Annotated in this window: 18 protein-coding genes; 13 read left to right on the top strand and 5 right to left on the bottom strand. The window is 53.6% G+C overall.

Translation table 11 applies throughout. The features are described 5' to 3' along the window. Positions 1-110 precede the first annotated feature (110 nt). Entirely contained in the window at positions 111-4358 is a 4248-nt protein-coding gene (locus tag AC58P5_RS08315; protein WP_497385692.1) for an S-layer homology domain-containing protein, read from the bottom strand. 526 nt (positions 4359-4884) lie between these two features. On the opposite strand from AC58P5_RS08315, the gene AC58P5_RS08310 reads away from it, so the two are divergent. From AC58P5_RS08310 to yajC, 4 genes are read left to right on the top strand one after another with little or no spacing between them, the layout of a single operon-like run. Continuing rightward, a complete protein-coding gene (locus tag AC58P5_RS08310) occupies positions 4885-6957 on the top strand; it encodes a SpoIID/LytB domain-containing protein (RefSeq protein WP_497385690.1) in 2073 nt (690 codons plus the stop codon). Between the two features lie 9 nt (positions 6958-6966). Further along, on the top strand, positions 6967-8088 hold the full coding sequence (gene queA, locus AC58P5_RS08305) for a tRNA preQ1(34) S-adenosylmethionine ribosyltransferase-isomerase QueA (RefSeq protein ID WP_497385689.1): 1122 nt from the start codon (positions 6967-6969) through the stop codon (positions 8086-8088). A gap of 20 nt (positions 8089-8108) precedes the next feature. Beyond that, complete coding sequence (tgt, locus tag AC58P5_RS08300; RefSeq protein ID WP_497385687.1) at positions 8109-9245, top strand: tRNA guanosine(34) transglycosylase Tgt; 1137 nt, start codon at positions 8109-8111, stop codon at positions 9243-9245. 19 nt (positions 9246-9264) lie between these two features. Then, positions 9265-9585, top strand: a complete 321-nt coding sequence (gene yajC / locus AC58P5_RS08295) for a preprotein translocase subunit YajC (RefSeq protein ID WP_497385686.1) — start codon at positions 9265-9267, stop codon at positions 9583-9585. An 89-nt stretch (positions 9586-9674) separates the two neighbouring features. Here yajC and AC58P5_RS08290 read toward each other — a convergent pair whose 3' ends face one another. Then, on the bottom strand, positions 9675-10520 hold the full coding sequence (locus AC58P5_RS08290) for a phosphatase PAP2 family protein (RefSeq protein ID WP_497385685.1): 846 nt from the start codon (positions 10518-10520) through the stop codon (positions 9675-9677). Between the two features lie 93 nt (positions 10521-10613). Next, entirely contained in the window at positions 10614-11006 is a 393-nt protein-coding gene (locus AC58P5_RS08285; protein WP_497385683.1) for a TIGR04086 family membrane protein, read from the bottom strand. Between the two features lie 120 nt (positions 11007-11126). Here AC58P5_RS08285 and AC58P5_RS08280 point away from each other — a divergent pair, with 120 nt between their 5' ends. Next, complete coding sequence (locus tag AC58P5_RS08280; protein WP_497385682.1) at positions 11127-12446, top strand: ArsB/NhaD family transporter; 1320 nt, start codon at positions 11127-11129, stop codon at positions 12444-12446. Positions 12447-12529: 83 nt separating this feature from the next. Continuing rightward, on the top strand, positions 12530-13219 hold the full coding sequence (locus AC58P5_RS08275) for a DUF421 domain-containing protein (protein WP_497385680.1): 690 nt from the start codon (positions 12530-12532) through the stop codon (positions 13217-13219). 64 nt (positions 13220-13283) lie between these two features. On the opposite strand, the gene spoVB is transcribed toward AC58P5_RS08275, so the two are convergent. Then, entirely contained in the window at positions 13284-14855 is a 1572-nt protein-coding gene (gene spoVB, locus AC58P5_RS08270) for a stage V sporulation protein B (protein WP_497385679.1), read from the bottom strand. Positions 14856-15037: 182 nt separating this feature from the next. On the opposite strand from spoVB, the gene AC58P5_RS08265 reads away from it, so the two are divergent. The 6 genes from AC58P5_RS08265 (at position 15038) to AC58P5_RS08240 (ending at position 22076) form a co-directional block, all read left to right on the top strand. Further along, positions 15038-15736 (top strand): post-transcriptional regulator, encoded by a 699-nt coding sequence (locus AC58P5_RS08265; protein ID WP_497385678.1) that lies wholly within the window; start codon positions 15038-15040, stop codon positions 15734-15736. Between the two features lie 112 nt (positions 15737-15848). Next, positions 15849-17081 (top strand): protein translocase subunit SecD, encoded by a 1233-nt coding sequence (gene secD, locus AC58P5_RS08260; RefSeq protein ID WP_497385677.1) that lies wholly within the window; start codon positions 15849-15851, stop codon positions 17079-17081. Beyond that, positions 17071-17991: a protein translocase subunit SecF gene (secF, locus tag AC58P5_RS08255; protein WP_497385675.1), complete on the top strand. Its 921-nt coding sequence runs from the start codon at positions 17071-17073 to the stop codon at positions 17989-17991. Before secD ends, secF begins: the two co-directional genes overlap by 11 nt. 91 nt (positions 17992-18082) lie before the next feature. Further along, the gene (locus AC58P5_RS08250) at positions 18083-19036 is read left to right on the top strand and encodes a cation diffusion facilitator family transporter (RefSeq protein ID WP_497385674.1); all 954 of its coding nucleotides are present in this window, start codon (positions 18083-18085) and stop codon (positions 19034-19036) included. 47 nt (positions 19037-19083) lie between these two features. Further along, a complete protein-coding gene (gene recJ, locus AC58P5_RS08245) occupies positions 19084-21546 on the top strand; it encodes a single-stranded-DNA-specific exonuclease RecJ (RefSeq protein WP_497385673.1) in 2463 nt (820 codons plus the stop codon). A gap of 14 nt (positions 21547-21560) precedes the next feature. Next, positions 21561-22076, top strand: a complete 516-nt coding sequence (locus tag AC58P5_RS08240; protein WP_497385672.1) for an adenine phosphoribosyltransferase — start codon at positions 21561-21563, stop codon at positions 22074-22076. A gap of 80 nt (positions 22077-22156) precedes the next feature. Here the strand turns inward: AC58P5_RS08240 and uraA are convergent, their stop codons facing one another. After that, positions 22157-23413, bottom strand: a complete 1257-nt coding sequence (uraA, locus tag AC58P5_RS08235; protein ID WP_497385670.1) for a uracil permease — start codon at positions 23411-23413, stop codon at positions 22157-22159. Between the two features lie 236 nt (positions 23414-23649). Between uraA and AC58P5_RS08230 the strand changes: the two genes are divergently transcribed. Next, positions 23650-25836, top strand: coding sequence for a RelA/SpoT family protein (locus AC58P5_RS08230; protein ID WP_497385669.1), 2187 nt, complete (start codon positions 23650-23652; stop codon positions 25834-25836). Positions 25837-25858: the final 22 nt, after the last annotated feature.

The raw sequence follows: 25858 nt of genomic DNA, 5'->3' as shown, positions 1-25858 counted from the left end.
AACTTCTTTCTTCCTTAATGCATTTTGTAAAAAACAAACCCGGAGCAGTTGCACTCGCAAGAGCCAACTTTCCGGGTTTATTCATTAACTAGTTCGTCGAAGCAAGAAATTTATTTCGTCCGAACGCCGTCAATTAATTCAGCTTTTTCCAGCATTCGATGAATGAGCACCGTGCTTTCGGCTCTGGTAATGTCTCTCTTGGGCAGAAGTCCGATGTCGGTACCGTTGATCAGCTTACTTTTCACGGCTGCGCTAACGCCTTGTCTAGCCCATGTATCAACCGAAGCACCATCAGCGAATGAGGATAGAACGGATTTTATGTCTGCATCGTTAACGTTCGGATCCAGATCCGTGAGTTTCATGGCTCTGATCATCATGACCATCGCTTCCTCACGAGTAACCGTCTTCTCAGGCTGGAACCTGCCGTCTTCATAGCCGTCAATTATGCCGTACTCCTGTGCCTTTGCAATCGCAGGATTGAACCAATCGGTTGCAGCTACATCTTTAAAGGCAAGGGTTTTTCCTTTATTGTCCATGCCCAGTGCCCGGACGATAATTGCTGCGAACTCCGCACGCGTGATCGGTGCATCAGGCGCAAAGTGCGCATCGTCAACACCGTTTACCACCATCCGCGATGCCATGTCATGGATAATGTCTTTCGCCCAATGTTCATCCGCATCTTCGAACGTCTTCTGATGCGCGATCAGTACATAAGTGCTGTTGGCTAAGCTCTTCACAACCGCATAGCTGATGCCACCGCGGGTTATGAAGCGTGTCGGTACTTGACGGATCGATCCATCGTCATTCAGAACGACTGCCGTCGTGATTTTACTAGGGTCGATGCCGCTAGGAATCGGAATTTCACGCTCAACAAATTTGCTGAATTGGTCCATACTTACCGTCTTGTCCTTATAAGTTGCTGAAACCGTAAAATCTACAGGCGCAACCATGACGGTAAATCGACCTTTATCCGCTGCTGACCCAATGAAGTTTACCTTGGTTGCATCGCTCTTGGCAATATCCACGCGTATGGAAAGATCGCTTGGCTTCACTTGCTGGCCGAATTGAGCTGATAAAGCAGCAAAATCAATCTGTGCGGCTGGCAGCTTATAGTTGCCGTTAGGCGTTTCAATAGCAATCACAGCTTGTTTGAAGTTTTCCAGAGTTTTCACGACGTCTCCGTTCAGCGTCACAGACACCTTATCCGCGCCTTGATTCACGGGGATGACGAATGTTTGCTTGTCTCCACCCGCTGCAAGTCGCTCGGCCAGCTTGGCTGCATCAACGGTTACGTTTATAACTTTTTGACCGTTTTCGTATGTTACGGTACCGGAAGCATTTTGATCATCCGTCGTCTGGCCGCCGCTTGGCGTACTCGAGGAATTGTCGGAGTCGGATGAATTTCCTCCCGATGACGAGGATGCGGCCTCCCGTGTTACGTTAACTGTATAAGTTTTCGTCGCTCCGTCCGCTGCAGTCACTTCAGCAGAGATGATATTGCTTCCTACAGCAAGATCAATAGAGCTGCTCTTTTGACCGCTCAGAACTGCCGCTCCATTCACCTTCAAAGTAGAAAGGGGATCGTAAACCGAAGCAGTCACCGTTAACGACGAGACGCTGTTCGGAACTTCGGTCGTGTAGGCGAGAGTCTTGAAATCGAAAGCAGGAGTAAGCGTTCCCTGAGACAAAGCCAATGTGTGCAAATCTGTTTTATGACCCGCCTGCGGTATGACACTCACTTCTGCCGAAAACGGGCTGACTCCATCCGCATTGCCTGCCTGAACCGCAAAATAATAGGTTGAGGCGTTCGAGAGGCCGGTAATGAGAGTAGAGTAAGTTGCTCCGCTTACCGTCACTGCCGAGGAGAAGCCATAGCTGCCAGGTGACGTCCCTTGGTAAACCTGATAATAAGTAGCGCCTGTAACACTGTCCCACTGCAAGAACGCTTGTCCGTCTCCCGGTGTTGCGATAAGTCCCGTCGGCGGCGCCGGAATTACCGGATTAACCGGTGGCTCGGGCGGGACAATGGCTCCTGTATAACGAGCCATTCGTATTTGGTTAGACACCCCGTTATATTCAAACCAGGAAACGTAAAGATCGCCGTTATGCACTTCCAGAACAGGAGCTGCTGCCCGTCTGGATGCATCCACATTTAGACCGTCCGCACCGCCGCCGTCAGCAGCATACCAACTTGTACCGTTAAACTGTTTAACGCGCACTTGTTCGGCCCGTCCGTTCCATTCCGTCCAAGTCGCAAACAGTGTATCGCCGTATACCTTCAGAGCAGAGAGACTTTTAACCCCGCCGGAATCCGCAATGTTCTCAACCGACTCCCATCTGGTTCCGTCGAAACGCTTTACTTTCAGAAGAGTTCCATTACTGCTGTTCTCGCTCCACACAACGTACAATTCATTGTTGAACACGATTAAAGAGCTGGAAATGTCGTCGGTACCGCCAACCTCTCCGTTATCTGCATAAACCCACTCTTGTCCATTGAACTTCTTAATTCTCGTTTGGTATTGATTTCCGTTCAGCTCTAACCAAGATCCGTATAATTCGTTATGGAACATGGCTAAGCTTGGATCGCCGGCCGTACGCGAAGCCGCGCGACCAAGCGATTTCCAGGTTCCATCGAATTTCTTCACTTGAATGTCAAACCCTACACGGGCTGCTTCTGCCCACACCGCGTACATTCCGTCATCCGTTGTCAAAAGACTAGGAGACAAAGCTTCGATCCCAGGATCAGCGTTTAATCCGTTTCTGCAACAATCATCATCGTCTATCCAAGTATACCCATCGAATTTTTTGACACGCAGTACCCAGACGTTTGCATTGTCGCGCTCTATCCAGGATGCGTATAACTGATTATGGAACACGGCAAGTTTCGGACTTTCAGCCTCTTTTGTCGGATCCACATTCAAACCTTGGGACCCGGATACGGGCAAAACCATTCCATTGGAATATTTGTTAACTTTAATTTTCCCTGCTTCGACCCAGACGGCGTATAACTCATCCTTATATTCTTTTAAATTAGGATTATATGCGTCTATCAGATTTCCATTTAACCCGACATTAATCTCTTCATAAGCGGGTAACCAAGCGGTACCAACATATTTCTTGACCCTGACTTGATTCTGATAGCCGTTAAATTCAATCCACGCAGCATATAGATTATCACGAGTTACGGTTAATTGGGGATTTGATGCAGCAGTCCGTGACGTATCCACATTCATGACGCCTTGGTTTGCCTCTCCCCAATTATTGCCGTCATATTTTTTAACCCGGATTTCTCCGCTAAAATTATTATCGTTTACCTCCGACCAAATCAAGTACAATGCATTGTTGTAAATGTCCAAACTAGGGTACCTTGCATTTTTCGAAGCGTTCACATTTAATCCGACACTGCCGCCGCCATCAGCAGATGCCCAATTCGATCCGTCAAACTTCTTTACCCGGAGTTGTTTTCCCGATCCGTTATCTTCAGAATATGCAGCATATAAAGCGTTGTTAAATACTTTCAGATTACCGTTTTGTCCATAGGAAGAAGAATCATAGTTCAAACCATTAGGTCCGTCGACAAAAGACCAAGTTGTCCCGTCGTATTTTTTGACCCGCAGTTGGGATTTAGGCCCGTCAATTTCATTCCAAGATATGTATAAGTTACCGTTATACACAGCAGACGCGGGGGAATTCGCATGCAAAGAAGGGTTCGCATTTAATCCGTAGTCACCGCCGCCATCTGCCGATGTCCAGACCGAACCGTTAAATTTTTTTACTCTGATTTGATAATGTCCGTTGGTATTTTCGACCCAGATGATGTAGAGTTCGTTTTTATAGACGACTAAATGAGGGATATACGCGACAGCGGGAGGATTCATATTCAGACCGGTGCTGCCCCCGCCGTCTACAAAGATCCAATTCGAACCATTATATTTTTTGACTCTTATCTGATTACCTTTGTTCGATAATTCATACCATGTTATGTACAGTTCATTATTGTAAACGGTCATGACAGGGTTTCTTGCGGTAGCGGAGGCATCTGCTTGGAAGCCAGCGCCTCCGCCAACATAGTCCCATTTCGTACCGTTATACTTTTTGATATGAATCGTATTTTGGGTGTAGTCCACAGATTCAGACCACGCTGCGTAAACTTCGTTATTAAATTGAACGAGACTGGGACTAGACGTTTCTTGTGTAACGTCCACATTCAAACCGACTGTAGAGTTCCCGATCGGCTGCCAATTCGTTGCGGCCATAGCCTTGTTAATGCCAAACGGCATCGGCATAACCGATAAAAAGAAAAGCAGGAAAGTCAAAAACATAGGGGTTAATCTTCGCTTGCGCAATTTCAGTTTCATTGCTTCAACACCTTTCGCAGTATGGCTGGATGATTGTTCCAGTAATTGATTCGTCTTTATCCAACATTTTCCTCCAAAAAACGATAACGTTCTACTATGAATGATACAATTGTGACGGAAATATGAAGGGGTTAGTAAACAAGCTCTTCCCGGTCGTGCCTATGCCCGCGGCCGGAGCTGAGATCGCTCCTTCTTTCTCGTGTAAACGTCGCCGCGTTCGGATTTATCTTTATTCTGCAAGTGATCGTGTAAAAACCGAGTCAGTTACAAAGCTCTCATTATAAACAGAAAACGTTCACTAGAAGGCCAGCCGAAGGTACCGGCTGGCCTTCATTCGTCCCAAACAGCTCTTGCATTTACGCATCCGTTAGCCGATATAAATATAGACACCCGCCTCCGTATTCGGACATTTGCCGTATTTTGTCACAACTTATCGTTGAAAGCGGCGTCTAATAGTTGATAGAATACTAGAGTTGGATTCATTTACCAGACTCATATCCCCAAACGGAAAGGATTGTTTACACCTATGAAGAACAGCCGGATAAGCTGGAAAGTGGTCACGGCCGCCGTACTGGCGCTGGTGCTGGCAGCGGGATTGTTCGGCAGCGCCGCGCTCCCGCTACAAGCAGCGGTTCCGAAACTTGATACGATTCGGGTCGGCCTTTTTATCGAACATGAAAGCTACCGCACATCCGAGCAGGTGGTCACCCTCTCATCGGACAAAGGCTTCAAGCTGGGAGTTCGCACCCCTGCCGGTGTTGCGGGCCTCACAACTGAAGGAGGCACGACTCTAAAAGCTTCTCTTGACGCTTACGGAGTCCGCGTGCTGGAAACGGCGAACTGGAATGAAGCGAAGGCCGCTTACGACAAGCTCCAGAGCTCGCCTTCCGACCGCGCCTACATCATCAGCCGTTCCAAAAAAGGAGCTGCCGTGTATCAGGTCTATTACGGCAGCTATGCGGCGAAGGAAACGGCCAACGCGGCAAAAGCCAAAGCGGTCAAAGCGACCGGCTCCGCGCAAGCGGTTCTGTCCGGGCCTCTGCATTGGTCTGCCGGCACATACGCCACGGCCGCCGAAGCGGACAAGCAGGCCGCGGCCGTCTCCCAAGCGGGAGCGGACGCCGACGTTGTCCTGACGTCGGACGCTTCGGGACAAGCCGGATTCAGCGTATGGGTAGGCGGCGAGGCGGACGAGGCCGGACTGGCTGCCGTCCAAGCCGCTTTGCCGGGCGTAGCCCTGCAGCCGGCCGATACGGCATCGGCGTATATGATCAAACGCTCGGACGCTACTGCCGCCGCAGCCGCGGTTCCCCACTATTTCTCGGGAGCGGGCTCGCAGAAAACTTGGCTGGACGGCAACGGCGCCGGAATCAAAGTAGCCGAGAAGTCGAATCAGGTCTACCGGGGCAGCATGGAAATCAGCCGCTACAACGGCAAATTCGCCCTGGTTAACGAGCTTCCCTTCGAAGAGTATTTGTACTCCGTGGTCAGCTCGGAGATGGACGGCAGCTTTCCGCTGGAAGCGTTGAAAGCGCAGGCGGTCGCCGCACGGACGTTTGCGATTAAAAAAGGAATGAAATACGGCATCGCGCACCTCAGCGATTCGACGACCGACCAGGCTTACCGGGGCATGCTGCGCGAAGCCGAAATCGTCCGTCAGGCCGTCGACGCTACCAAAAGTGAAGTCCTGGTGGACAAGGCGGGTATTATCGGAGATCCTTTATACTCTTCCAATTCCGGGGGGCAGACCGCCGACGCGTCCGAAATATGGGGCAATGCGGTTCCTTATCTGAAAAGCGTAGCCAGCCCCGACGAGGGAGCGGCTAAAGGAAAGGCCGTCTGGTACAGGGTCGCTCTGCTTTCCGGTGTGACCGGATATGTCAGCGGCACTTACCTGAAGAAAACCGGTGAGAAGAACGCGGCGGGACTTGAAATAGCCGAATCCACGCAAGGGGGCGTAAATGTACGCACGCTGCCTAGCACGGACAGCGCGAGTTCTCCGGCTGTCGCCCAGCTTAAGGATAAAGAGCGCGTCACCCTGCTGGAACAGGTAACGGAGTCGAATTCCTACAGCTGGTTCCGGGTGTACGACCGTGCCCAGATGGAGAAGCTGCTCGCAGGCTCGGGAGTGAAGCTGAACGGACCGCTCCAGTCGCTGGAGGTTAGCAAAAGAGGCCCGTCGGGACGCGCTACCGAGCTAAAAGCAAACGGGGAAGTGGTGAAGGTCAAATACCCGAACGACCTCCGTAACGTTTTGGGCGGCCTGCCCAGTACCCTGTTTGAAATTGAGGAACCGGGAAGGTATACTATAGTTGGTGCAGACGGTAAACCGGCCGCTCAAACGGCGGGTTCTGTCCAGGTTATCGGCGGAACCCAGGCCAAACCGCAAAAAGCGGGGGCCGACCTGTTCGTCATGGGAGCGGACAGCCAGGTGCGCAGCGTCGCATCAGGCGCGGCCGGCTTCGTGATCCGCGGGACAGGCAACGGGCACGGGCTCGGCATGTCCCAATGGGGAGCCAGAGGTCTGGCGGAACAGGGGAAAACCTACACCGAAATTTTACAAACTTACTATACCGGAGTTTGGACGACTAAGGAATGAGAGACATAAATGGACGTACAAGATTTTGATTACGATTTACCGGAAGAATTGATTGCCCAGACTCCGCTCCTGGAACGGACGCAGTCCAGGCTGATGACGCTCGACAAACAGTCGGGTGCCATCGCTCATCATACGTTTGAACAGTTGGCCGATTATTTGAAAGCCGGGGATCTGCTCGTGATGAATGACACGCGAGTCATTCCAGCCCGGCTTTTTGGCGTGAAGGCGGACACGGGGGCCAAGGTGGAGCTTCTGCTGCTCAAGCCGCTGGGCGGGGACCGATGGGAAGCTCTGGCGCGCCCCGGCAAACGGATCAAAACCGGAACCGAGCTGCTGTTCGGTGTACAGCCGGAGACGGCTGAGGACGGTAAGCCGCTCGTTCCGAAGCAGGCCCCGCTTTCGGCGGTGGTCGAAGCCGAAGGGGAGATGGGAGCGCGTACCGTTCGCTTCCGCTATGAAGGTATTTTTAACGAGATCCTGGATAAGCTGGGAGAAATGCCGCTGCCTCCTTACATTAAGGAACAGCTGCCCGAGAAGGAGCGCTATCAGACGGTATATGCCCGCCATGCGGGTTCCGCCGCGGCTCCGACCGCGGGCCTTCATTTTACCGGCGATTTCCTCGAGAAGCTGAAAAGCCGCGGCGTCCGTCTGGCCTTCGTGACCCTTCACGTCGGGCTCGGGACGTTCCGTCCCGTATCCGCCGACAAGGTGGAGGAGCACGAAATGCACGCCGAGTACTATGAGCTTCCGCAGGAAACGGCGGATCTCATTAACGAGACGACCGCCGCAGGCGGACGCATCGTCGCGGTCGGCACGACCTCGACGAGAACGCTGGAAACCGCGGCCCGCCAGTCGCAGGCGGCATCGGAAGCGCAAGGCGGCTCCGTTCATACGGACAGCGGGAAGCCTTACATTCGCGCCTGCAGCGGCTGGACCAGCATTTTCATTTATCCGGGCGTGGAGTTTCAACTTGTCGATGCGATGCTGACGAATTTTCACCTGCCCAAATCGACGCTGCTGATGCTGATTTCCGCCATGGCAAGCAGGGAGAGCATTTTGAACGCTTACCGTGAAGCCGTCGAGCAGAAGTACCGCTTTTTCAGCTTCGGCGACGCGATGTTTATTTATTGAATCCAGAAGGGAAGACAACTATGGCTGCGGTTACTTATGAACATATCAAGACTTGCAAGCAGACCGGGGCAAGGCTCGGTCGCGTGCATACACCGCACGGTGTGATCGAAACGCCGGCTTTTATGCCGGTAGGCACCCAGGCGACGGTAAAAACGATGAGCCCGGAAGAACTCAAAGCGATGGATGCTCATATTATTTTGAGCAATACGTACCACCTTTTCCTCCGTCCGGGACATGAGCTTGTGAAAAAGGCAGGCGGCCTTCATAAATTCATGAACTGGGACCGCCCGATTTTGACGGACAGCGGCGGCTTTCAAGTATTCAGCCTGAGTGATATCCGTAAAATTACGGAAGAAGGCGTGCAGTTCCGTTCTCACTTGAACGGGGATAAGCTCTTTATCTCGCCGGAGAAAGCGATGGAGATCCAGAACGCGCTCGGCTCCGATATTATGATGGCCTTCGACGAATGTCCTCCCTATCCGGCGACTTACGAGTACGTGAAAGACTCCCTGGAGCGTACGACCCGCTGGGCGGAGCGCTGCCTGAAGAGTCATGCCCGTCCGGCCGACCAGGGACTGTTCGCCATCGTGCAGGGCGGCATGTACGCGGATTTGCGCAAGCAGAGCGCGGAGCAGTTGACTTCCATGGATTTCCCGGGGTATGCTATTGGAGGATTAAGCGTAGGCGAGCCTAAGCACCTCATGTATGAGATGCTGGAATGCACGACGCCGCTGCTTCCGGCCGGGAAGCCCCGCTACCTGATGGGAGTGGGCTCACCCGACGCATTGATCGAAGGCGCTATGCGCGGAGTGGATATGTTCGACTGCGTTCTGCCGACACGGATTGCCCGCAACGGCACCGTGATGACGAGCGCCGGGCGTCTAGTTATCCGCAACGCGAAACACGCCGACGATCTGGGGCCGCTTGATCCGGAGTGCAGCTGCTACACGTGCACCAACTACAGCCGCGCCTATATCCGTCACCTGATCAAGGCTGACGAGACATTCGGCATCCGGCTGACCACGTACCACAATCTGCACTTTTTGCTTGAACTGATGAGGGGTGTCAGACAAGCTATCCGAGAAGATCGCCTCGGCGATTTCCGGGACGAGTTTTTTACAAAGTATGGTCTTCACGACAACGACAAAGGTTTTTAACTGAAGGAGGATCTCAACGATGTCCAATCTGGCCGCAGCAGCCAATGCAAGTCCGTACGGAAGCTTAGTGACGTACATTCCGCTTATTCTGATGTTTCTGGTTCTTTATTTCCTGCTAATCCGCCCGCAGCAGAAGCGGACGAAAACCCGCAACATGATGCTGGCTAACCTGAAGAAAAACGACAAGGTCGTTACGATCGGCGGCCTGCACGGCACGATCCTGGAGATTACCGATGACATTGTCGTTCTGCGCGTCAACGACGCGACCAAAATGACATTCGATCGTTCCGCAGTCAATACGATTGTCACGAGCAGCACGGTTGTAGAAGAGAAAAAATAAGAACGAATCACATACAAAAAAAGGCGAGTTCCTCGACCGGCCGGTCTGAGGAACTCGCCTTTTTTACGTATCCGCAAGCTGTTAAAACATTATTCGCTGACTTCCTGTTCCTGGAGCCTGCGCTGCGGCAGCAGAACTCTGCTGAAGAACGGACGTTCTTCGCTGATGCTTATGCCGAGACGGGCCGCGAACACGCCGAGAAGGACACCGCCGCACATGTCTATCAGCCAGTGGATGCCCAGGTAGAAGATCGAGAAGATGATCACTACGCAGCTGAGGAGGGAAAACCATTTCCACAACCGGTTCCGGGAACGGCTGGCAAGCAGCGCCATGGAAACGGAAATAGAGGTGTGCAGGCTCGGGAAACAGTTGTCGAGCCCGGACAAAGGCCGGTATTCCGCTTCGAATTTAGGAAACACTTCCATGATCAGCAGCTTTACGTTGGGATGGAACGCCCACACTTCCTGGACGGGGAAGAACAGATAGAACGGAATGGCGATGATGTAGTTGATCATGACCGTATAGCAGAGCGCATAGAAAAGACGGTATTTCTTCTGGTACGTATAGATCAGAATCGATACGATCATGAGGCAGGGAAATACGATTACATAAAAAATACTCGTAACCAGAGTGACGGTATGGTTATAGAACAACTGCTGGAAACCCGCTACGAAGTCCCCTTCCAGCCCATGTATTTTTGCCGTGAAATCGGCTGTGTAGTGCATTTTGGATTCAATCCAAAGCTCGACTTTGTTGAAAAAGAGAATAGCCATGACCGCCGCAAAATGCAGAAAAAACTTCCGTTTTGTGAAAAAGTCCTGTACGAATGCTCCTGCCACAAGAAACGGATTTTTCCGTAAAGACAAATACAGGAGAACGTAAATGGAAATCACAATATATACGGTTGCGTGGGTCATGGATTGTAACGGATACATTGTATTTCCCCCTAAAATTGAAAAAGGTATAAGAGAACTAAGATATTATATCATAGTCGAAGTAGTAGGTGTGCAATTTCAGGGGCCGCTCCATTATTTACTGCTGGAATTAACGCCGATAACACCGCCGAGCGCACCGGCAACGAAAGCGAATCCGGCCAGGGTGAGCGTTTTCAGATCGAATGCGGTCTCAACCGCAAGGAAGCCGATGATCCAGACGATCAGCGCATAGAAAACGCCCAGCATGCCGCCGTAATACCAGCCTTTGCGGCCCGCGCGTTTCCCCGCCACCCAGCCTCCTATAAAAACGGAAAGCCCGTGTGTGATATAAGCCAGGGTGGAAAGCGAAGACTCCTGCGTACGGCTGAGAAGCAGAATCAGCGAGGTTAATACGGTTCCCGCAACCAGCATAATAAACGCATAGAGAAGGCCGGAAAGAAATGGTGAAGATAGACGGACCTGGCTCACCTTATTAATCGGAATCATGACATAATCCTCCCTTTCCCTTAGGAACATTTCGGTATCATCATTCTATGGGCCTGTTCATAAGAATAGTACAGGTTCCGCTTGTACGGCGGTTCCGAGGGAAAGGGGGACGGGAACAAGATGCATGAAGCTGTGCAGGATGCCGGCTGGCAAGCCGCAGCGGCTGCAGTTGCCGCCCTGACGGTGGTTGGTTTGAGTCTGAAATTTGTCCGCTTCCGTGCCTGGTTTCCGCTGGCGGGAGCAGCTGTTTTATTGGCGGCCGGAATTGCCGGTCCCCCAGCCGCCGTGTTGGAGGCTCTCCCTTGGAGAGCGCTTGCGCTTGCACTGACAACGGGAATAATCGCCACTGTCATCGAAGAAGCGGGATGGCTCCAACTGACGGCGGTAAGATTTTACCGGCTTACTTCGGCGAGTCCGCAGAAGATGCTGGCCGTGTCCATGATGCTGGCCGCCGCCGCATCGTCCCTTCTGGACGCATTGACCGCCATGGCGGCTCTCCTGCCGCTGATGCTGGCTTTTACGAGAGCCTGGAAAATACCGCCTTCTCCGTTCGTGATCGGCATGATGCTGGCCTGCAACCTCGGAAGCGGCCTCTCCGTTGCCGGAACCATGCCGGCCCGGATGATCGGAACTGCAGGCGAACTTGGCCTAACGGGCGTCTGGCTCGTGCTGGGGCCCCTCCATGCCGTTCTGCTGGTTCTCGCTTATCTGATGATCCGGACGGTGTATACCGATAAGCTGAAGGTAAGCCCGGAAAGACTCCGGGAGCTCCAAACCGCGGCTTCCGGCATGGATGGAAACAAGGGGGATATCCGGAATCCGGCCATTGCCCTGGGGTTAATCCTGCTGGGCTATCTTTGTGCCGATCTGACGGGTGTTGACTTGATTTGGGTTTCCGGAGCAGGAGCAGCCCTAGTGCTCCAATCATTAATTAAACGAGAGGAAAGCCGCAAAAGTTTCGCGGCGGGCTTCGTTCCGCTCGTGGCGCTCACTGCCGGCTGGCTTCTTATCGCCGGCGTCTTCGTCCAGACAGGCGTGCTTGACGCCGCTGCCGGCGGACTGATGAAGGCAAGCTCGGGAGACGAGCAGCGGGCCGTGCTGACCGTTCTCTGGATGTCCGCGGCCGGAGCCGTTTTTTCGGACGGGACGGCCTGGACCGCATTCGCCGTTCCCGTCGTTCAGAGTCTCGCTGAACAGCTGCAAGCCGTCTCCCCGGATCACACGGGGAGGCTCTGGTATGTCCTGCTTTCGGGCATCCACTTAGGGGCCAATGCGACCGGCTTCAGTTCTTTTTCCAGTCTTTTGGCCTTCGGAGTCGTCGCCGTGCGGAAAAACGGGCTGAGTTTCCGGGAATATGCACGGATCGGCGTGCCGTTTTCTCTGTTTTCGCTTACCCTGGCGTCCCTGTATTTAGTCGGATTCTGGTTTGGCAACAATTGAGGGACCTCCGGGCCGCATGAAGGGGAAGAGGGACGGTCAGACTACCGGGTAAACTCCGAGAACGAACCGTCCAGGAGGATACCATGGAATTACTGACGATTTTTTTGCGCACCGTTATGATCTATTTCGTCGTTTTCGTAATGCTCCGTATTATGGGGAAACGCGAAATCGGCAAGCTTTCGGTTTTCGATCTGGTGATTTCGATTATGATTGCCGAAATTGCCGTATTTGTACTGGAAGACGTACGCATGCCCATGGCTAACGGAATGGTCCCGATGATTACGCTCGTGCTCATTCAACTGCTGATGGCGTTCGTTACGCTCAAAAGCCAGCGCTTCCGCACGTTATTCGAAGGCCGTCCCAGCGTCCTGATCGAACACGGGAAGCTTAACCGCGAAGAAATGCGCAAACAGCGCTACAACCTCGATGATCTGATGATGCAGCTCCGGCAGCATAAGGTTATGAACGTGGCCGATGTCGAATTCGCCATTCTGGAGCCTTCCGGTAAGCTGAGTGTGGTGGAAAAATATCATCCCAGCCGCAAGCCCGAAATGGGACCGGTCGAGAACGGGCGCATTCGTTACGCCGGGCTGCCTGTGGCCTTGGTCATGGACGGAAAAGTCCAGGAAGATAATTTGCAAAAGGTGGGCCAGACCCGATTCTGGCTCAAGAGCGAGCTTAAGAAGAAGGGGATATCCGAGTTCAAGGAGGTTTTCTTCTGTTCCGTCGATCACAGGGGCTATTTGTACGTGGATAAAAAGGACCGGATTTAAACGATGAAAAAGCCGGACCGCACAACAATCTGTGCGTACCGGCTTTTCTGCATGCGGCGGGCGGTCAAGGTTTGCGGATGATTTTTCGCCCGAGTGTAAGCAATCGGGACATGTCCGACTTGTTAACGATTTTGAGTACCGTTACGGCCGCCAGATAGGCCGTTAAGGCGGCGGCCGAGGCGAGGAGGAAACCGGCACCGGCCGACAGGCTGCCGATGGAGCGATAAACGGCGTAGCAGCATAAGGAGGCGATGCCCATGGCGGCGGACACTTTGGCCACATCGCTGCCGCGGAGTGTAAACTTCAGATGGCGCAGCACGCTCAGTCCGTGCAGGAAGGTGACCAGCACAATGTTCACACAGCTGGCCATAACAGCGCCGAGGATGCCGAATTCCGGCTTGCTCGCCAACCACACGATCAGCAGAAGCTTGACGAGAGAGCCGATCAGCGTGTTAATGAGGGCGCTGCCGGGTTTGTCCAGCGCCTGCAGCGCGGCCTGAAGAGGAGCCTGCAGGTAGATGAAAATGGCGACTGGCGCCAGCATTTTGAGCATGACCGCGATATCCTTCTGTCCGTACATGAGCAGACAGAGAGGGTCGGCCAGCACGTACATGATGACGGCGAAGGGAGCGCCTGTCACTAACGCAAGGCGGAGCGACTGATGCATGCGTTTGTGAATGGTCTTCAGATCTTTGCGTGCCGCCGCCTCGCTGAGCGACGGAACGAGCGAAACCGAAAGCGAGGAAGTTAAGGCGCTCGGCAGCAGGATGATCGGAATAATCATCCCTTGAAGGGCACCGTACTGCGCGGTCGCGAGTGCGGTAGCGATACCGGCGGCCGCCAGACTGTGGGCGATGAGAATGGATTCGAGCAGGTAGGAGCCCGCTCCCACAAGGCGGCTGGCCGTAATCGGGAGGGAAAGCGTCAGCAGGCGGCGCAGCTGGGTCATCCGTCCTTGTGCGGCGCTTGTACCGATTTGCACCTTGTTTACCGGCCTATTTTTCTTGCGCTGCAGCTTATAATGGATGAGAAGAACGAGCATGCCCGCGATTTCACCGATGGTCACACCGATCATGGCGCCGGCGGCCGCCCACGAAATCCCGTAGGGAAGCAGGGCGAAGGAGCAGAACAGAACCATAACGATGCGCACCAGCGTCTCTATGGTCTGGGAAGTCGCTGTGGGGATCATGTCCTGCTTTCCCTGAAAATAGCCCCGGAGAACCGAGGATACGGCGATAATCGGTATAATCGGGCTCATGCACAGAAAAGTAAAATAGACGCGCTCGTCCGTCAGTAGATGGGAGGTTATCCAGCGCGCCCCCAGTATACAGACTGCGGTAAAAATCCCCGCTATGCTGACGGAAAGCGTAAGGGCGAGCTTAAGAATGCGCGCGGAACGGCGATAGTTGCGCTCGGCTTCCGCCTCGGCCACGAGTTTGGATACGGCGAGGGGAATGCCTCCCGTCACAATCGTAAGAATAACGATCAGAAACGGCCAGCCCATCTGATAGAGGCCGACACCTTCGGCGCCTATTACCCGGGGAAGCGTGATCCGCGGGATGAAACCGAGTATCCGGTTTACGATGCCTGCGGCCAGCAAAATCAGCGTCCCTTTTAGAAAAGACTGCTTGGTCAACGTTCACTCCCTCTTCCGTAACGGGTTCTACTAGAGGATATGCGGGCAATGGCCAAGCTCATGCCAAACTTTTTGGGGAGACGGGTCCGGCGATGCAGGAAAACCTGTTTTTGTAAGCGAATATAGCAAGTAAGGAACAGAACGTGTACGTTGCCGTTACAGCAGCTAAGGGGGGAAAAGATATGAATTCGGAAACGGACAAATTGGAGACGGCATCAGCCGCGGCAGCGGAGCAATCCGGGGCCCCGGAAGACGCCAAAGAAAAAACGGAAGACCGGCTGTTGCCGGAAGGACTTCTTGAAGCGGAAGCGCTGGCCGAAGCGGAGTCCCCGAGAACGATGCCGGTGCCCGAAGAGATAGAAAAAGAGAAAGAAGCGGATGTCCTGGACGGACGGGAAGAAAACGGCGGAACTCTGCAAGAATCCGGACGTGAAGCCCAACCAGACCCGGAACATGAAGCGTCAGTGGTTGTAGAAATCAGCTCGAGGGATGAGACGTCGGCTGCTGCCGAACCCGTGCAAGCGGTTGTGATCGATCCTGCCGATTCGTTTGAAGTGGAAGCGGAGCCGACATTCGACATGACGGTGGAAAATGAAGTTAATCCCGCGGTTGCGCAAGGCGTGGAAGAGGAACCCGAACCCGAGCGTCTCACAGACCGGGAACTTAACGAGATGATTGAAGGCTTATGCCTAAGCAAGGCGGAAGAGTTCCAGATGATCGGTTACGAGCACGTCACGGGGGAAGAAATCTGGGAGTGCATAAACGACAGGTATAAGAAGAAAGGTCTGCCGCCTCTTCATCAGGTTGTCAACGATATTTTGTCTCTTAAACCTAATCAGTTTATGAATTATTTGACGTTAAGCATGTATCGAAGGTCCTGATCGGCTTTTCGGGGCCTTTTTTTGTTTGGTGTGGTAAAAAACGTCAAATTGACTCGTTTTTCGCGTGTGGGTATAATAGGAATATTGAGTTGGGAAGGGAGATTATCAAGGCATGAATGTAAAACGGATCTCGGCGTTTTTCATAACCGTCATTGTCACGCTGGCCGTGATCGCAACGACGAGTCCCGGGCTTCTTGGCAAGATCAAGCTCGGTTTGGATTTAAAGGGAGGATTTGAGATCCTCTACGTGGCTGAGCCGTTTACGGCCGGTCAGAAAGTAACCCCCGCAACTTTGAAGAAAGCGGCGGAAAGCATCGCGCAGCGCGCGGACAAGCTCGGCGTAGCGGAGCCGGAAGTTCTCGCAGAAGGCGAAAACCGTATCCGTGTCCGTCTGGCAGGCGTCCAGAACGAAGACGAAGTGCGCAAGCAAATCGGCAAACCGTCTGTTCTCACATTCCGCGATCCGCAAGGCAACAACATGCTGATCGGTACGGATTTTGTCGAAGGCGGAGCCTCGGTCGGTTACGATTCTACGAATCGTCCGGTTGTACAGATCAAAATGAAAGAACGCAGCAAGTTTAAAGAAGTTACTACAAAAATGGTGGGCAATCCACTAGCTATTTATCTGGATGATACTATGCTTTCCGCTCCGATGGTTAAAACTCCAATTGATAGTGACTCTGCTGTTATCGAAGGCAGTTTCACTTTCGAAGAAGCGCAAAAGCTGGCCGACACGATCAACCTCGGTGCCCTCCCTCTGAAATTGACGGAGAAATACACGCAGGTAGTCGGCGCTTCCCTTGGACAAATGTCTCTGGAGCAAACGATCCGCGCAGGGATTATCGCATCCGTTATCATTCTGGTCTTTATGATTCTCCTTTACCGTCTGCCGGGTATTATTGCGGCCTTTACGCTTATCACGTATACTTGGCTGCTTCTCGTGCTGTTTGACTGGATCAACGCGACATTGACCCTTCCGGGTATTGCGGCACTCGTGCTCGGGATCGGGATGGCGGTCGACGCCAACATTATTACGTACGAACGGATCAAAGAAGAAATCCGCAGCGGCAAGAGCATTCCGTCTTCGCTTAAAGCGGGCTCCAAAGCATCTTTCCGTACGATTATGGACGCGAATATCACCAATATCATTTCAAGCCTTGTCCTCTATTATATCGGTAACGGGGCTATCAAAGGCTTTGCTTTGACCACGATGCTCAGTATTGTCGTGAGTATCTTGACGAACGTGTTCTTCTCGAGATTCCTCATTCACCTGCTCATTAAGGGCAATGTGTTTAAAAAGCCCGGTTATTTTGGCGTGAAGGAGGCGGAAATCCGTGAACTATAGTAACAAATTCAACTTTGTCAAACACCGGAATGTTTTCTTTGCAATCTCCGGTATACTCATACTGGCCGGTATCGTAACGCTCCTGCTGTTCCAGATGAACTACGGCGTCGACTTTAAAGCGGGTACTTCCATCGACGTTTCGGTAGGACAAGCGATCACCAAAGAGAAAGCGCAGGAGATTTACAAAGGCGCGGGCTTTGATCAGACGGTAACGATCGGCGGAGCCAACGGCGACCGCGTCTCCACCCGTTTCGATGAAATTCTGGGCAAAGAACAGGTCGATAAAATCAAGGCGGCTTTCGAAGCCCCTTATAAAGATAAGGTGTCCATGGAAGTGAACACCGTATCGCCCGACATCGCCAAGGAACTTGCCATTAAAGCGATCATCGGTATTCTCATCGCAAGTGTGGCGATCAGCATCTATGTGAGCATCCGGTTTGAATGGAGATTCGCGGTAGCCGCCATCATTTCCATTCTTCACGATGCGTTTATCGTCGTTGCGATGTTTGCCATCTTCCGTTTCGAGGTCGACTTGCCGTTCGTAGCTGCCGTACTGACTACCGTCGGTTACTCGATCAACGATAAGATCGTTATTTTCGACCGGATTCGTGAAAACCTTCGTTTTACCAAGCTGAAAAATCCGGAAGATTTGGAGAAGCTTGTTCATGACAGCACATGGCAAACGATGGCCCGGAACATCAACACGGTTCTTACCGTATTGATCGCGGCTGTCTGCCTCTTTATTTTCGGCAGCGAATCTATTAAATTGTTCGCCCTGGCGAAAATCATCGGTTTGACAAGCGGCGCTTACTCTTCCATCTGTATTGCGAGCCCGCTGTGGTACCTGCTCAAAAGAAACTCGCTCGGCAACAAGCGCAAAGCCGCTCCTGCCGCAGCCGCAAAAGAATAAGCTCACTGCCGCGTGAATTCTTGTTCCCGCGGCTTTTCCTTGACATGAGATAGAAGCATCACCCAGCAAACTATTCATTAGGAGAGTCGACATGTCAGACGAACGATTTCAGAAAGCCGAAGTCGCCGCGTGGATTGGAATAGGAGGCAACATCGGCCTTACGGTTCTTAAGGGTGTGGTCGGCGTGATGGCGGGAAGCCGAAGCCTTCTGGCGGACGCTGTGCATTCCGCTTCGGATACGGCGGGTTCATTCGCTTCGCTGCGGAGTCTGAAAGCGCCGGGAACTCCCGTCGACCATGGCCGCTCCTACGGTCGTGACAAAGCGGAATCCATAGCCGCGATTCTAATTGCGGTCATTATGACGATCATTTCCGTGGAAATCAGTATGAACGCGGTGAAGGATATGGTCTCCGGTGTACATAACGCGCCCGAGAGCTATGCGCTTATCGCCGTTATCGTTTCCCTTGTTTGCAAAGAAGTCATGTTCCGGTACAATTACTGGGTCGGGAAAAAGCTCGGCTCACGCGATCTCGTAACCGGCACCTGGGAACACCGTTCCGGCGTGTATTCCTCGATTATGGCACTGGCCGGGGTAGGAGGCGCTCTGATCGGTGAAAAAATGGGTTGGGGTTTTATGTACTACCTGGACCCGGCAGCGGCCATCGCCGTCACCCTTCTTATCGTTAAAAACAGCTACGGGGTTATTACCGACGCGCTGCAAAAAACGATGGATCGTGCCTTGCATCAGGAAGATGCGCGGGATATGATCGACGCCGTCCAAGGCGTAAAGGGCGTCATTTCCGTAGAAGATCTTCGAGCCCGGGAACACGGGCATTATGTTATTGTGGAGCTCAGAATCAGCGTGAATCCGCGTATTTCCGTTCTGGAAGGCAACGATATTGCAAGATCGGTCAAGTACCAGCTCATGAAAAAGTTTATTCATCTTTCGGATGTGACGATTCACGTATTTCCTTACGATTCGGGTTATCCCTACAAACACGGTATCGACGCCGCTGCAACTGACAGCGCGCAGATGCTTCATTAACGAATACTTGAGCAAAAAAATCATTATGCAAGTTTAGGAGGAACAACGTGCTGGAATCCAAAGCAAGATGGCGGTTGGGCGCTGGAGACGAGGCCGTTGCCGGGCAGCTTTGCGATGCTCTCGGGATCGATCCGCTGCTTGCCAGGCTGCTTGTGCTGCGTGGAGTAAGCAGCGTTCCCGAAGCCGAACAGTTTCTCAGCGGGGGAAGCGGTCATTTTCACGATCCTTTCCTGATGGAAGGTATGGAAACGGCGGTCAGCCGGATCCGATCCGCCCTTAGCAGCGGAGAAAAAATTCGTATCTACGGCGACTACGATGCGGACGGGGTCAGCTCGACGGCGCTTATGGCTCACCTGCTTAAAGGTATGGGCGCCAATTTTGACACCTACATTCCACATCGAGTCAAAGAAGGCTACGGTTTGAATAAAGGGGCCGTTGATCTCGCCAAAGAGCAGGGAGTATCCCTGATGATCACGGTCGATACCGGCGTAAGCGCGGTAGAGGAAGTCGCTTATATTCAGGAGCTCGGCATGGACGTTATCGTGACGGATCATCACGAACCGCCCGGTACGCTTCCCCAGCCGCTTGCCCTGATCAATCCCAAGAAAGAAACCTGCTCCTATCCGTTTAAGGGGCTTGCGGGTGTTGGGGTAGCTTTAAAGCTGGCCCAGGGACTGCTGGGCCGTCTGCCCGAAGAACTGCTGGAGATTGCCGCAATCGGTACGGTAGCGGATTTAATGCCGCTGCATGACGAGAACCGGCTTATCGTTAAGCTCGGATTGGAAAGAATGAGAAAGTCGGCTTATCCCGGACTGCGTGCCTTGATGGACGTCTCCGGTGTCGAGCGGAGTGCAGTGAATGCCACGCATATCGGATTCAGCCTCGCGCCCCGGATCAATGCCAGCGGCAGGCTGGAGCACGCCTCGACGGCACTCAAGCTTCTGGTGACGGAGGACGAAGCCGAAGCGGTATCAATCGCGGAAGAGCTCGATCTGCTGAACAAAGAACGCCAGTTCATTGTAGACGAGCTGACGGGACTGGCTAAGGCCGCCGTGCAAGAAGAACAGGACGGGGCTTTGAAGCGGGGAGAAATGCCCAAGAACTTTCTCGTCGTATCCGGCGAAAAATGGAATGTCGGCGTCGTCGGTATCGTGGCTTCGCGTCTGGTCGACACTTATTACCGGCCGACCATCGTGCTCAGCATAGATCCCGATACGGGGATGGCCAAAGGCTCCGCCCGTTCCATTGCGGGCTTCGATATGTATCAGGCGCTGACGCACTGCGCCGATCTCCTGGATCATTACGGCGGGCATCAAGCCGCAGCCGGCATGTCGCTGCGCAGGGAGAACATCGCCGAGTTTGAGCGGAGGCTGAATGTTCTTGCCGGGGAATGGCTCAGCGCGGAAGATTTTATCCCGCTGCTTGCCGTCGATGCGGAATGCAGCCTCAGCGAGGTGCCCCTCGAATGCATCGAGGAGCTGGAGAAGCTGGCGCCGTTCGGAGTAGGCAATCCGGCGCCGAAGATTTTGTTCAGCGGCCTACGCCTCGATGAAATCAAGCTGATGGGCCGTGAGCGCCAGCATCTCAAGCTGGTTCTCACGGATGCCGCCGCCGAGATCGCGGCCGGAGTCGAGGCCGTGGGCTTCGGCAAGGGCTGGCTCGGCAGCCTGATGACGCCGCAGGCGCCCGTTGACATTGTCGGAGAGCTCTCCGTCAATGAGTGGAACGGCGTGCGCAAGCCGCAGCTTATGCTGCAGGACTTGCGCATCCCCGCTCTCCAGGTCTTCGACTGGAGAGGCAAACCCGCCGCGCGCGTCGGCGAAGAGCTGGCCGCCCTCGGCGAACGGCTCGCCGCCCTTCCGGGGCGCGGCTCCGCCCGGCCGCCGGCCCTTGTCCTCTTCGGAGAAGAGGACCGGGTCCCCGGCGCCGGCGGGCGTCCGGCAGGCCCCGTGTGGCGGTGCCTGCCGGACGGGAGCCTGGCGGCGGACAATGAAGCGGCCCGGGAACTGAAGTTCCCGGAGATGACCGACATTGTCCTCTACACGGCTCCCCGCTCGCTCGCGCAGCTGGAGCGGGCGCTTGCCCAAGCGGACGGCATACGCCGGTGCTATGCCGTCTTCGCCGATCCCGTGCCGCAGGATGGCGGCGCGATGCCTACGCGTGACCAGTTCAAAGCGGTCTACGCGTCCGTCAGGCAGCAGGGCATGTGGGATATGCGTAATCCCGCCCTGCTGCAATCGTTCAGCCGCCGGTCGGGATTATCGGCCGCGATGATCTCTTTCGTCCTCGATGTATTCGAGGAGCTGGGATTCATCGAGAAAGCCGGAGGCGTCGTCCGGCCGGTAGCCGCTCCGTCCAAGCGTGACCTGACGACCTCGAGGAAATACCAGGAACGTCTGTCGCGCGCGGAAGTCGACCGCGTATGCGTCTATACGTCCGCCAAAGAATTAAGCGATTGGATTGCAGGCTGCCGTTCACCGCAGCAGCTGTCATCCGCGCAACCCACATAAATGGAGGAATCCCCATGAATTTCAAAGAGTACATCCGCGTCATCGAAGATTTCCCGCAGCCGGGTATCCGTTTTAAAGACATCACGACCCTGCTGCAAAATGGGGCTGTATACAAAGAAGCGATCGACGAGATCGCCCGTTTCGTTAAAGACAAACAAATCGATCTGATCGCCGGTCCCGAAGCACGCGGGTTCGTCGTGGGAGCTCCTCTTGCCTATGCGCTCGGAATAGGTTTCGTGCCGATCCGCAAGAGCGGCAAGCTGCCCGGCAAAACCATTGAGGCCGACTATTCGCTGGAGTACGGCAAAGACAAGCTGGCGGTTCATGACAATGCGATCAAACCCGGACAGCGTGTGCTGATTGCCGACGATCTGCTTGCAACCGGCGGGACCATCAAAACTTGCGTCAACCTGATCGAACAACTGGGCGGCGAAGTCGTAGGTTCGGCTTTCCTGATTGAGTTGACTTACTTGAACGGCCGCGATGAGCTGCCTGCTGGCAAAGATGTCTTCACTCTGATTCAGTACTAAGTTTAAGTTCCTATACAAAAAAAGCCTGTTCTCCTTTACGGAGAGCAGGCTTTTTACTATTTTTCTTTAACGCAGCAGCACTAGTCGTTCGAAAGCTTCAACACCTCAACCAGCTTGAAGAAGACGCTGAGCACGATAGCCGCAACGGTCGCCAAAGCCATGCCTTTCAGCTCGAAGGAACCAATTTTAAGGGCCGCTCCGCTGAGACCGATGATCAGGACGATGGAAGTCAAAATCAGATTAGTCGCCTTGGAGTAATCGACTTTGCTTTCGACCAGCATACGGATACCGGATGCGCCGATAACTCCGAAGAGCAGGAGCGAAACGCCGCCCATAACAGGAGTCGGGATCGTCATGATCAGTGCGGCAAGCTTTCCGGAGAAGGAGAGCACGATGGCAAAGCAGGCCGCGCCGCCGATGACCCAGGTGGAGTAAACACGGGTGAGCGCCAGTACTCCGATGTTTTCGCCATAGGTCGTATTCGGTGTAGAACCGACGAAACCGGACAGGATAGTAGAGATCCCGTTACCGAGCAGCGAGCGGTCCAGTCCGGGATCCTTGGACAAGTCCTTGCCGACGATATTGCCGGTTACGACGAGATGGCCGATATGCTCGGCGATCACGACAAGGGCCGCAGGCAGGATGAGCACGATGGAAGTGAGGTCGAACTGCGGGGCATACACCTGCGGCAGGGCAAACCAGTTCGCTTCCGAAACCTTGGCGAAGTCCACGATTCCGACCGCGGCGGCTAAGATATAGCCGATTACGATCGAGACGAGAATCGGAATGATCTTCAGAAAGCCGCGGAACAGGACGTTGCCCAGCAGGGCGATCAGCAGGGTAACGATGGAGACGAGCAGCGCTTTGCCGTCGAGAGGAGCGCCGTCCTTCGGCAGAAACCCGGCCATGCCTGCGGCCGTCGGTGCCAGCTCAAGCCCGATAACGGCGATGATGGCGCCCATGGCGGCCGTCGGGAAAACGACGTCGATCCATTTCGTTCCGATTTGTCTGACCAGCAGAGCGACAAGAACGAAGACGATCCCCACGATGATGAAGCCGCCCAGCGCGGAATTGTAGCTCTTGGTAGCGAGCACGCCGAGCACCGGCGAAATGAAGGCGAAGCTGGAGCCCAGATATGCCGGAATTTTTCCTTTACAAAGGAAGATGTAGAGCAGTGTTCCGATCCCGTTCATCAGCAGCACGATGGCGGGGTTTACTTGAAACAGCGCGGGAACGAGAACAGTGGAGCCAAACATGGCGAACAAATGCTGAAGACTCAGCGGAATTGTTTTGCCGAGGGATGGCCGTTCATCCACCCCAATGGTACGGTTACTCATGTCCGAACATTTCCTCCTTTATCGCGTTTAAGCGATGAGAGCTAGAGTTCCATCGACAAGTGTAGCAGATTTTCGGGATTCGTCTATAACTTTTTTCGGACCGGAGGGAGATTTTGCGGAAAAAGGTCGTGTTTTCCCGAATTTTCTTGTTTTGAGCGGGCTTGACAGTTGACGCAAGGCGCACAATTTAGGCATAATGAATAGAAATATCCATGTTTCGTAGAAAGGGTTTATTCATGGGAATAGAGCAGTTGCTGGAAAAGGCGGCACAGTACTTTAAAGAGACAGAACTCAACCGAATCAAAGAGGCGTACGAGTTCGCGGAACAAGCCCATCACGGGCAGGTGCGCAAATCCGGAGAGCCTTATATTTTACATCCTCTGGCCGTTGCCGACATTCTGGTCGACATGCAGATGGACGTGACGTCCATTATTGCGGCTCTGCTTCATGATGTCGTGGAAGACACTACGGTTTCGCTCGAGGCCGTCCAAGATAAATTCGGCAGAACCTGCGCCATGCTGGTGGACGGATTGACCAAGCTGGAGCGGATCAAGTTTAAAACCAAAGAAGAGCAGCAGAACGAGAATTACCGCAAAATGTTCGTGGCGATGGCGCAGGATATCCGCGTCATTCTTATTAAACTGGCCGACCGGCTGCATAATATGCGGACCCTGAAGTACCAGTCCGAAGAGAGTCAGCGGCGGATCGCCGACGAGACGCTCGAAATCTTCTGCCCGATCGCCCACAGGCTCGGTATTTCCGCCATCAAATGGGAAATGGAAGATATCGCGCTGCGTTATCTGAATCCTCAGCAGTATTACCGGATCGTCAATCTTATGCAGAAGAAGCGGACGGAGCGGGAGCAGTATATCGAGGACGTGATCCGGAATATCCAGGACAAGCTTCGGGAAATGGGAATCGAAGGCGATATTTCCGGCAGGCCCAAGCACATTTATTCCATTCACAAAAAAATGTCTTCGCGCAACAAGCAGTTTAACGAGATCTACGATCTGATGGCCCTGCGCGTCATCGTTGACAATATTAAGGATTGCTACGCCGCGCTCGGAATTATCCACACGCTGTGGAAGCCGATGCCGGGACGTTTTAAAGACTATATCGCCATGCCGAAGCCGAACATGTACCAGTCGCTCCATACGACGGTAATCGGCCCGAAGGGCGAGCCGCTCGAAGTCCAGATCCGGACTTGGGACATGCACCAAACCGCCGAATACGGAATCGCGGCCCACTGGGCCTACAAAGAAGGCAACGGGTCCCCCGAGGGGACGTTCAGTGACAAGATGCAGTGGTTCCGTGAAATTCTCGAACTGCAGAAAGAAACAGACAACGCGTCGGAATTTATGGAATCCATGAAGATGGATTTCTTTACCGATCTTGTTTTTGTGTTTACTCCCAAAGGGGAGGTTATCGAGCTTCCGGCAGGCGCGGTCCCGCTTGATTTTGCGTACCGCATTCATACCGAAGTCGGCAACCGCACCATCGGAGCCAAAATCAATGGCCGGATCGTCCCGCTGGATCACAAGCTCAAAACGGGCGATATCGTCGAGATTTTGACGTCCAAGCATTCCTACGGACCTAGTCAGGATTGGGTGAAAATCGCCCAGTCCTCGCACGCGCGCAGCAAAATCAAGCAGTGGTTCAAGAAAGAGAAGCGCGAGGAGAATGTGGCTAAAGGGCGCGAAGGCATCGAACGCGAGCTGAAGCGGCTGTCTTTCGATCCACAGGCGCTTATGACGGACGAGAAGTTGATGGAAGCGGCGAAAAAGTTCGCTTTTAACGATATCGAGGATATGATGTCGGCTATCGGTTTCGGCGGGATCACCGCGGCTCAGATCTGCACGAAGCTTACGGAGAAGCTGCGCAAAGAGAAGGAAGCGGAAGAAGCCCAGGCGATGGAATTGACCAACGAGGTCAAGGAAGTCAAGGCGGCTCCACCCGAGAAGAAAAGCAGACCGGTCAGCGGCGTAAGGGTAAAAGGGGTGGACAACCTGTTGATCCGCTTCGCTAGATGCTGCAACCCGGTGCCGGGCGACGATATTATCGGGTACATCACGCGCGGCCGCGGGGTGTCGGTGCACCGGACGGACTGCACGAACATTCCGGGAGAAAATACGGAAGAAGGAAACCGCGTCATCGAGGTCGAGTGGGCGGATTCCGTCGAGTCGAATTTCCACGTGGAAATCGAAATCACGGGACATGACCGCCGCGGCCTGCTGAACGAAGTGCTGCAGGTCGTTTCGGAAAGCAAGACGATGATTTCCGCGGTTTCCGGCCGGTCAGACAAGAACAAAATGGCCATGATTCATATGACCATCCTAATCCGCAATATCGAGCACCTTCATGCCGTTGTGGAGAAAATCAAGCGGGTGGAGGATGTATATTCCGTTCAGCGGATCATGCAATAAGCACGTTCGGCAGGGAGAGTGG

The sequence above is a fragment of the Paenibacillus sp. JT31N7 genome (assembly GCF_059692095.1).
The sequence above is the reverse complement of the archived record's forward strand: the minus strand, read 5'-3'. Positions and strand labels throughout refer to the sequence as shown.

What these genes read in the sequence shown, in the direction of transcription:
- AC58P5_RS08315 (WP_497385692.1), bottom strand. Translation starts at nt 4,358, where the DNA reads ATGAAACTGAAATTGCGCAAGCGAAGATTAACCCCTATGTTTTTGACT.
- AC58P5_RS08310 (WP_497385690.1), top strand. Translation starts at nt 4,885, where the DNA reads ATGAAGAACAGCCGGATAAGCTGGAAAGTGGTCACGGCCGCCGTACTG.
- queA (WP_497385689.1), top strand. Translation starts at nt 6,967, where the DNA reads ATGGACGTACAAGATTTTGATTACGATTTACCGGAAGAATTGATTGCC.
- tgt (WP_497385687.1), top strand. Translation starts at nt 8,109, where the DNA reads ATGGCTGCGGTTACTTATGAACATATCAAGACTTGCAAGCAGACCGGG.
- yajC (WP_497385686.1), top strand. Translation starts at nt 9,265, where the DNA reads ATGTCCAATCTGGCCGCAGCAGCCAATGCAAGTCCGTACGGAAGCTTA.
- AC58P5_RS08290 (WP_497385685.1), bottom strand. Translation starts at nt 10,520, where the DNA reads ATGTATCCGTTACAATCCATGACCCACGCAACCGTATATATTGTGATT.
- AC58P5_RS08285 (WP_497385683.1), bottom strand. Translation starts at nt 11,006, where the DNA reads ATGATTCCGATTAATAAGGTGAGCCAGGTCCGTCTATCTTCACCATTT.
- AC58P5_RS08280 (WP_497385682.1), top strand. Translation starts at nt 11,127, where the DNA reads ATGCATGAAGCTGTGCAGGATGCCGGCTGGCAAGCCGCAGCGGCTGCA.
- AC58P5_RS08275 (WP_497385680.1), top strand. Translation starts at nt 12,530, where the DNA reads ATGGAATTACTGACGATTTTTTTGCGCACCGTTATGATCTATTTCGTC.
- AC58P5_RS08265 (WP_497385678.1), top strand. Translation starts at nt 15,038, where the DNA reads ATGAATTCGGAAACGGACAAATTGGAGACGGCATCAGCCGCGGCAGCG.
- secD (WP_497385677.1), top strand. Translation starts at nt 15,849, where the DNA reads ATGAATGTAAAACGGATCTCGGCGTTTTTCATAACCGTCATTGTCACG.
- AC58P5_RS08250 (WP_497385674.1), top strand. Translation starts at nt 18,083, where the DNA reads ATGTCAGACGAACGATTTCAGAAAGCCGAAGTCGCCGCGTGGATTGGA.
- AC58P5_RS08240 (WP_497385672.1), top strand. Translation starts at nt 21,561, where the DNA reads ATGAATTTCAAAGAGTACATCCGCGTCATCGAAGATTTCCCGCAGCCG.
- uraA (WP_497385670.1), bottom strand. Translation starts at nt 23,413, where the DNA reads ATGAGTAACCGTACCATTGGGGTGGATGAACGGCCATCCCTCGGCAAA.
- AC58P5_RS08230 (WP_497385669.1), top strand. Translation starts at nt 23,650, where the DNA reads ATGGGAATAGAGCAGTTGCTGGAAAAGGCGGCACAGTACTTTAAAGAG.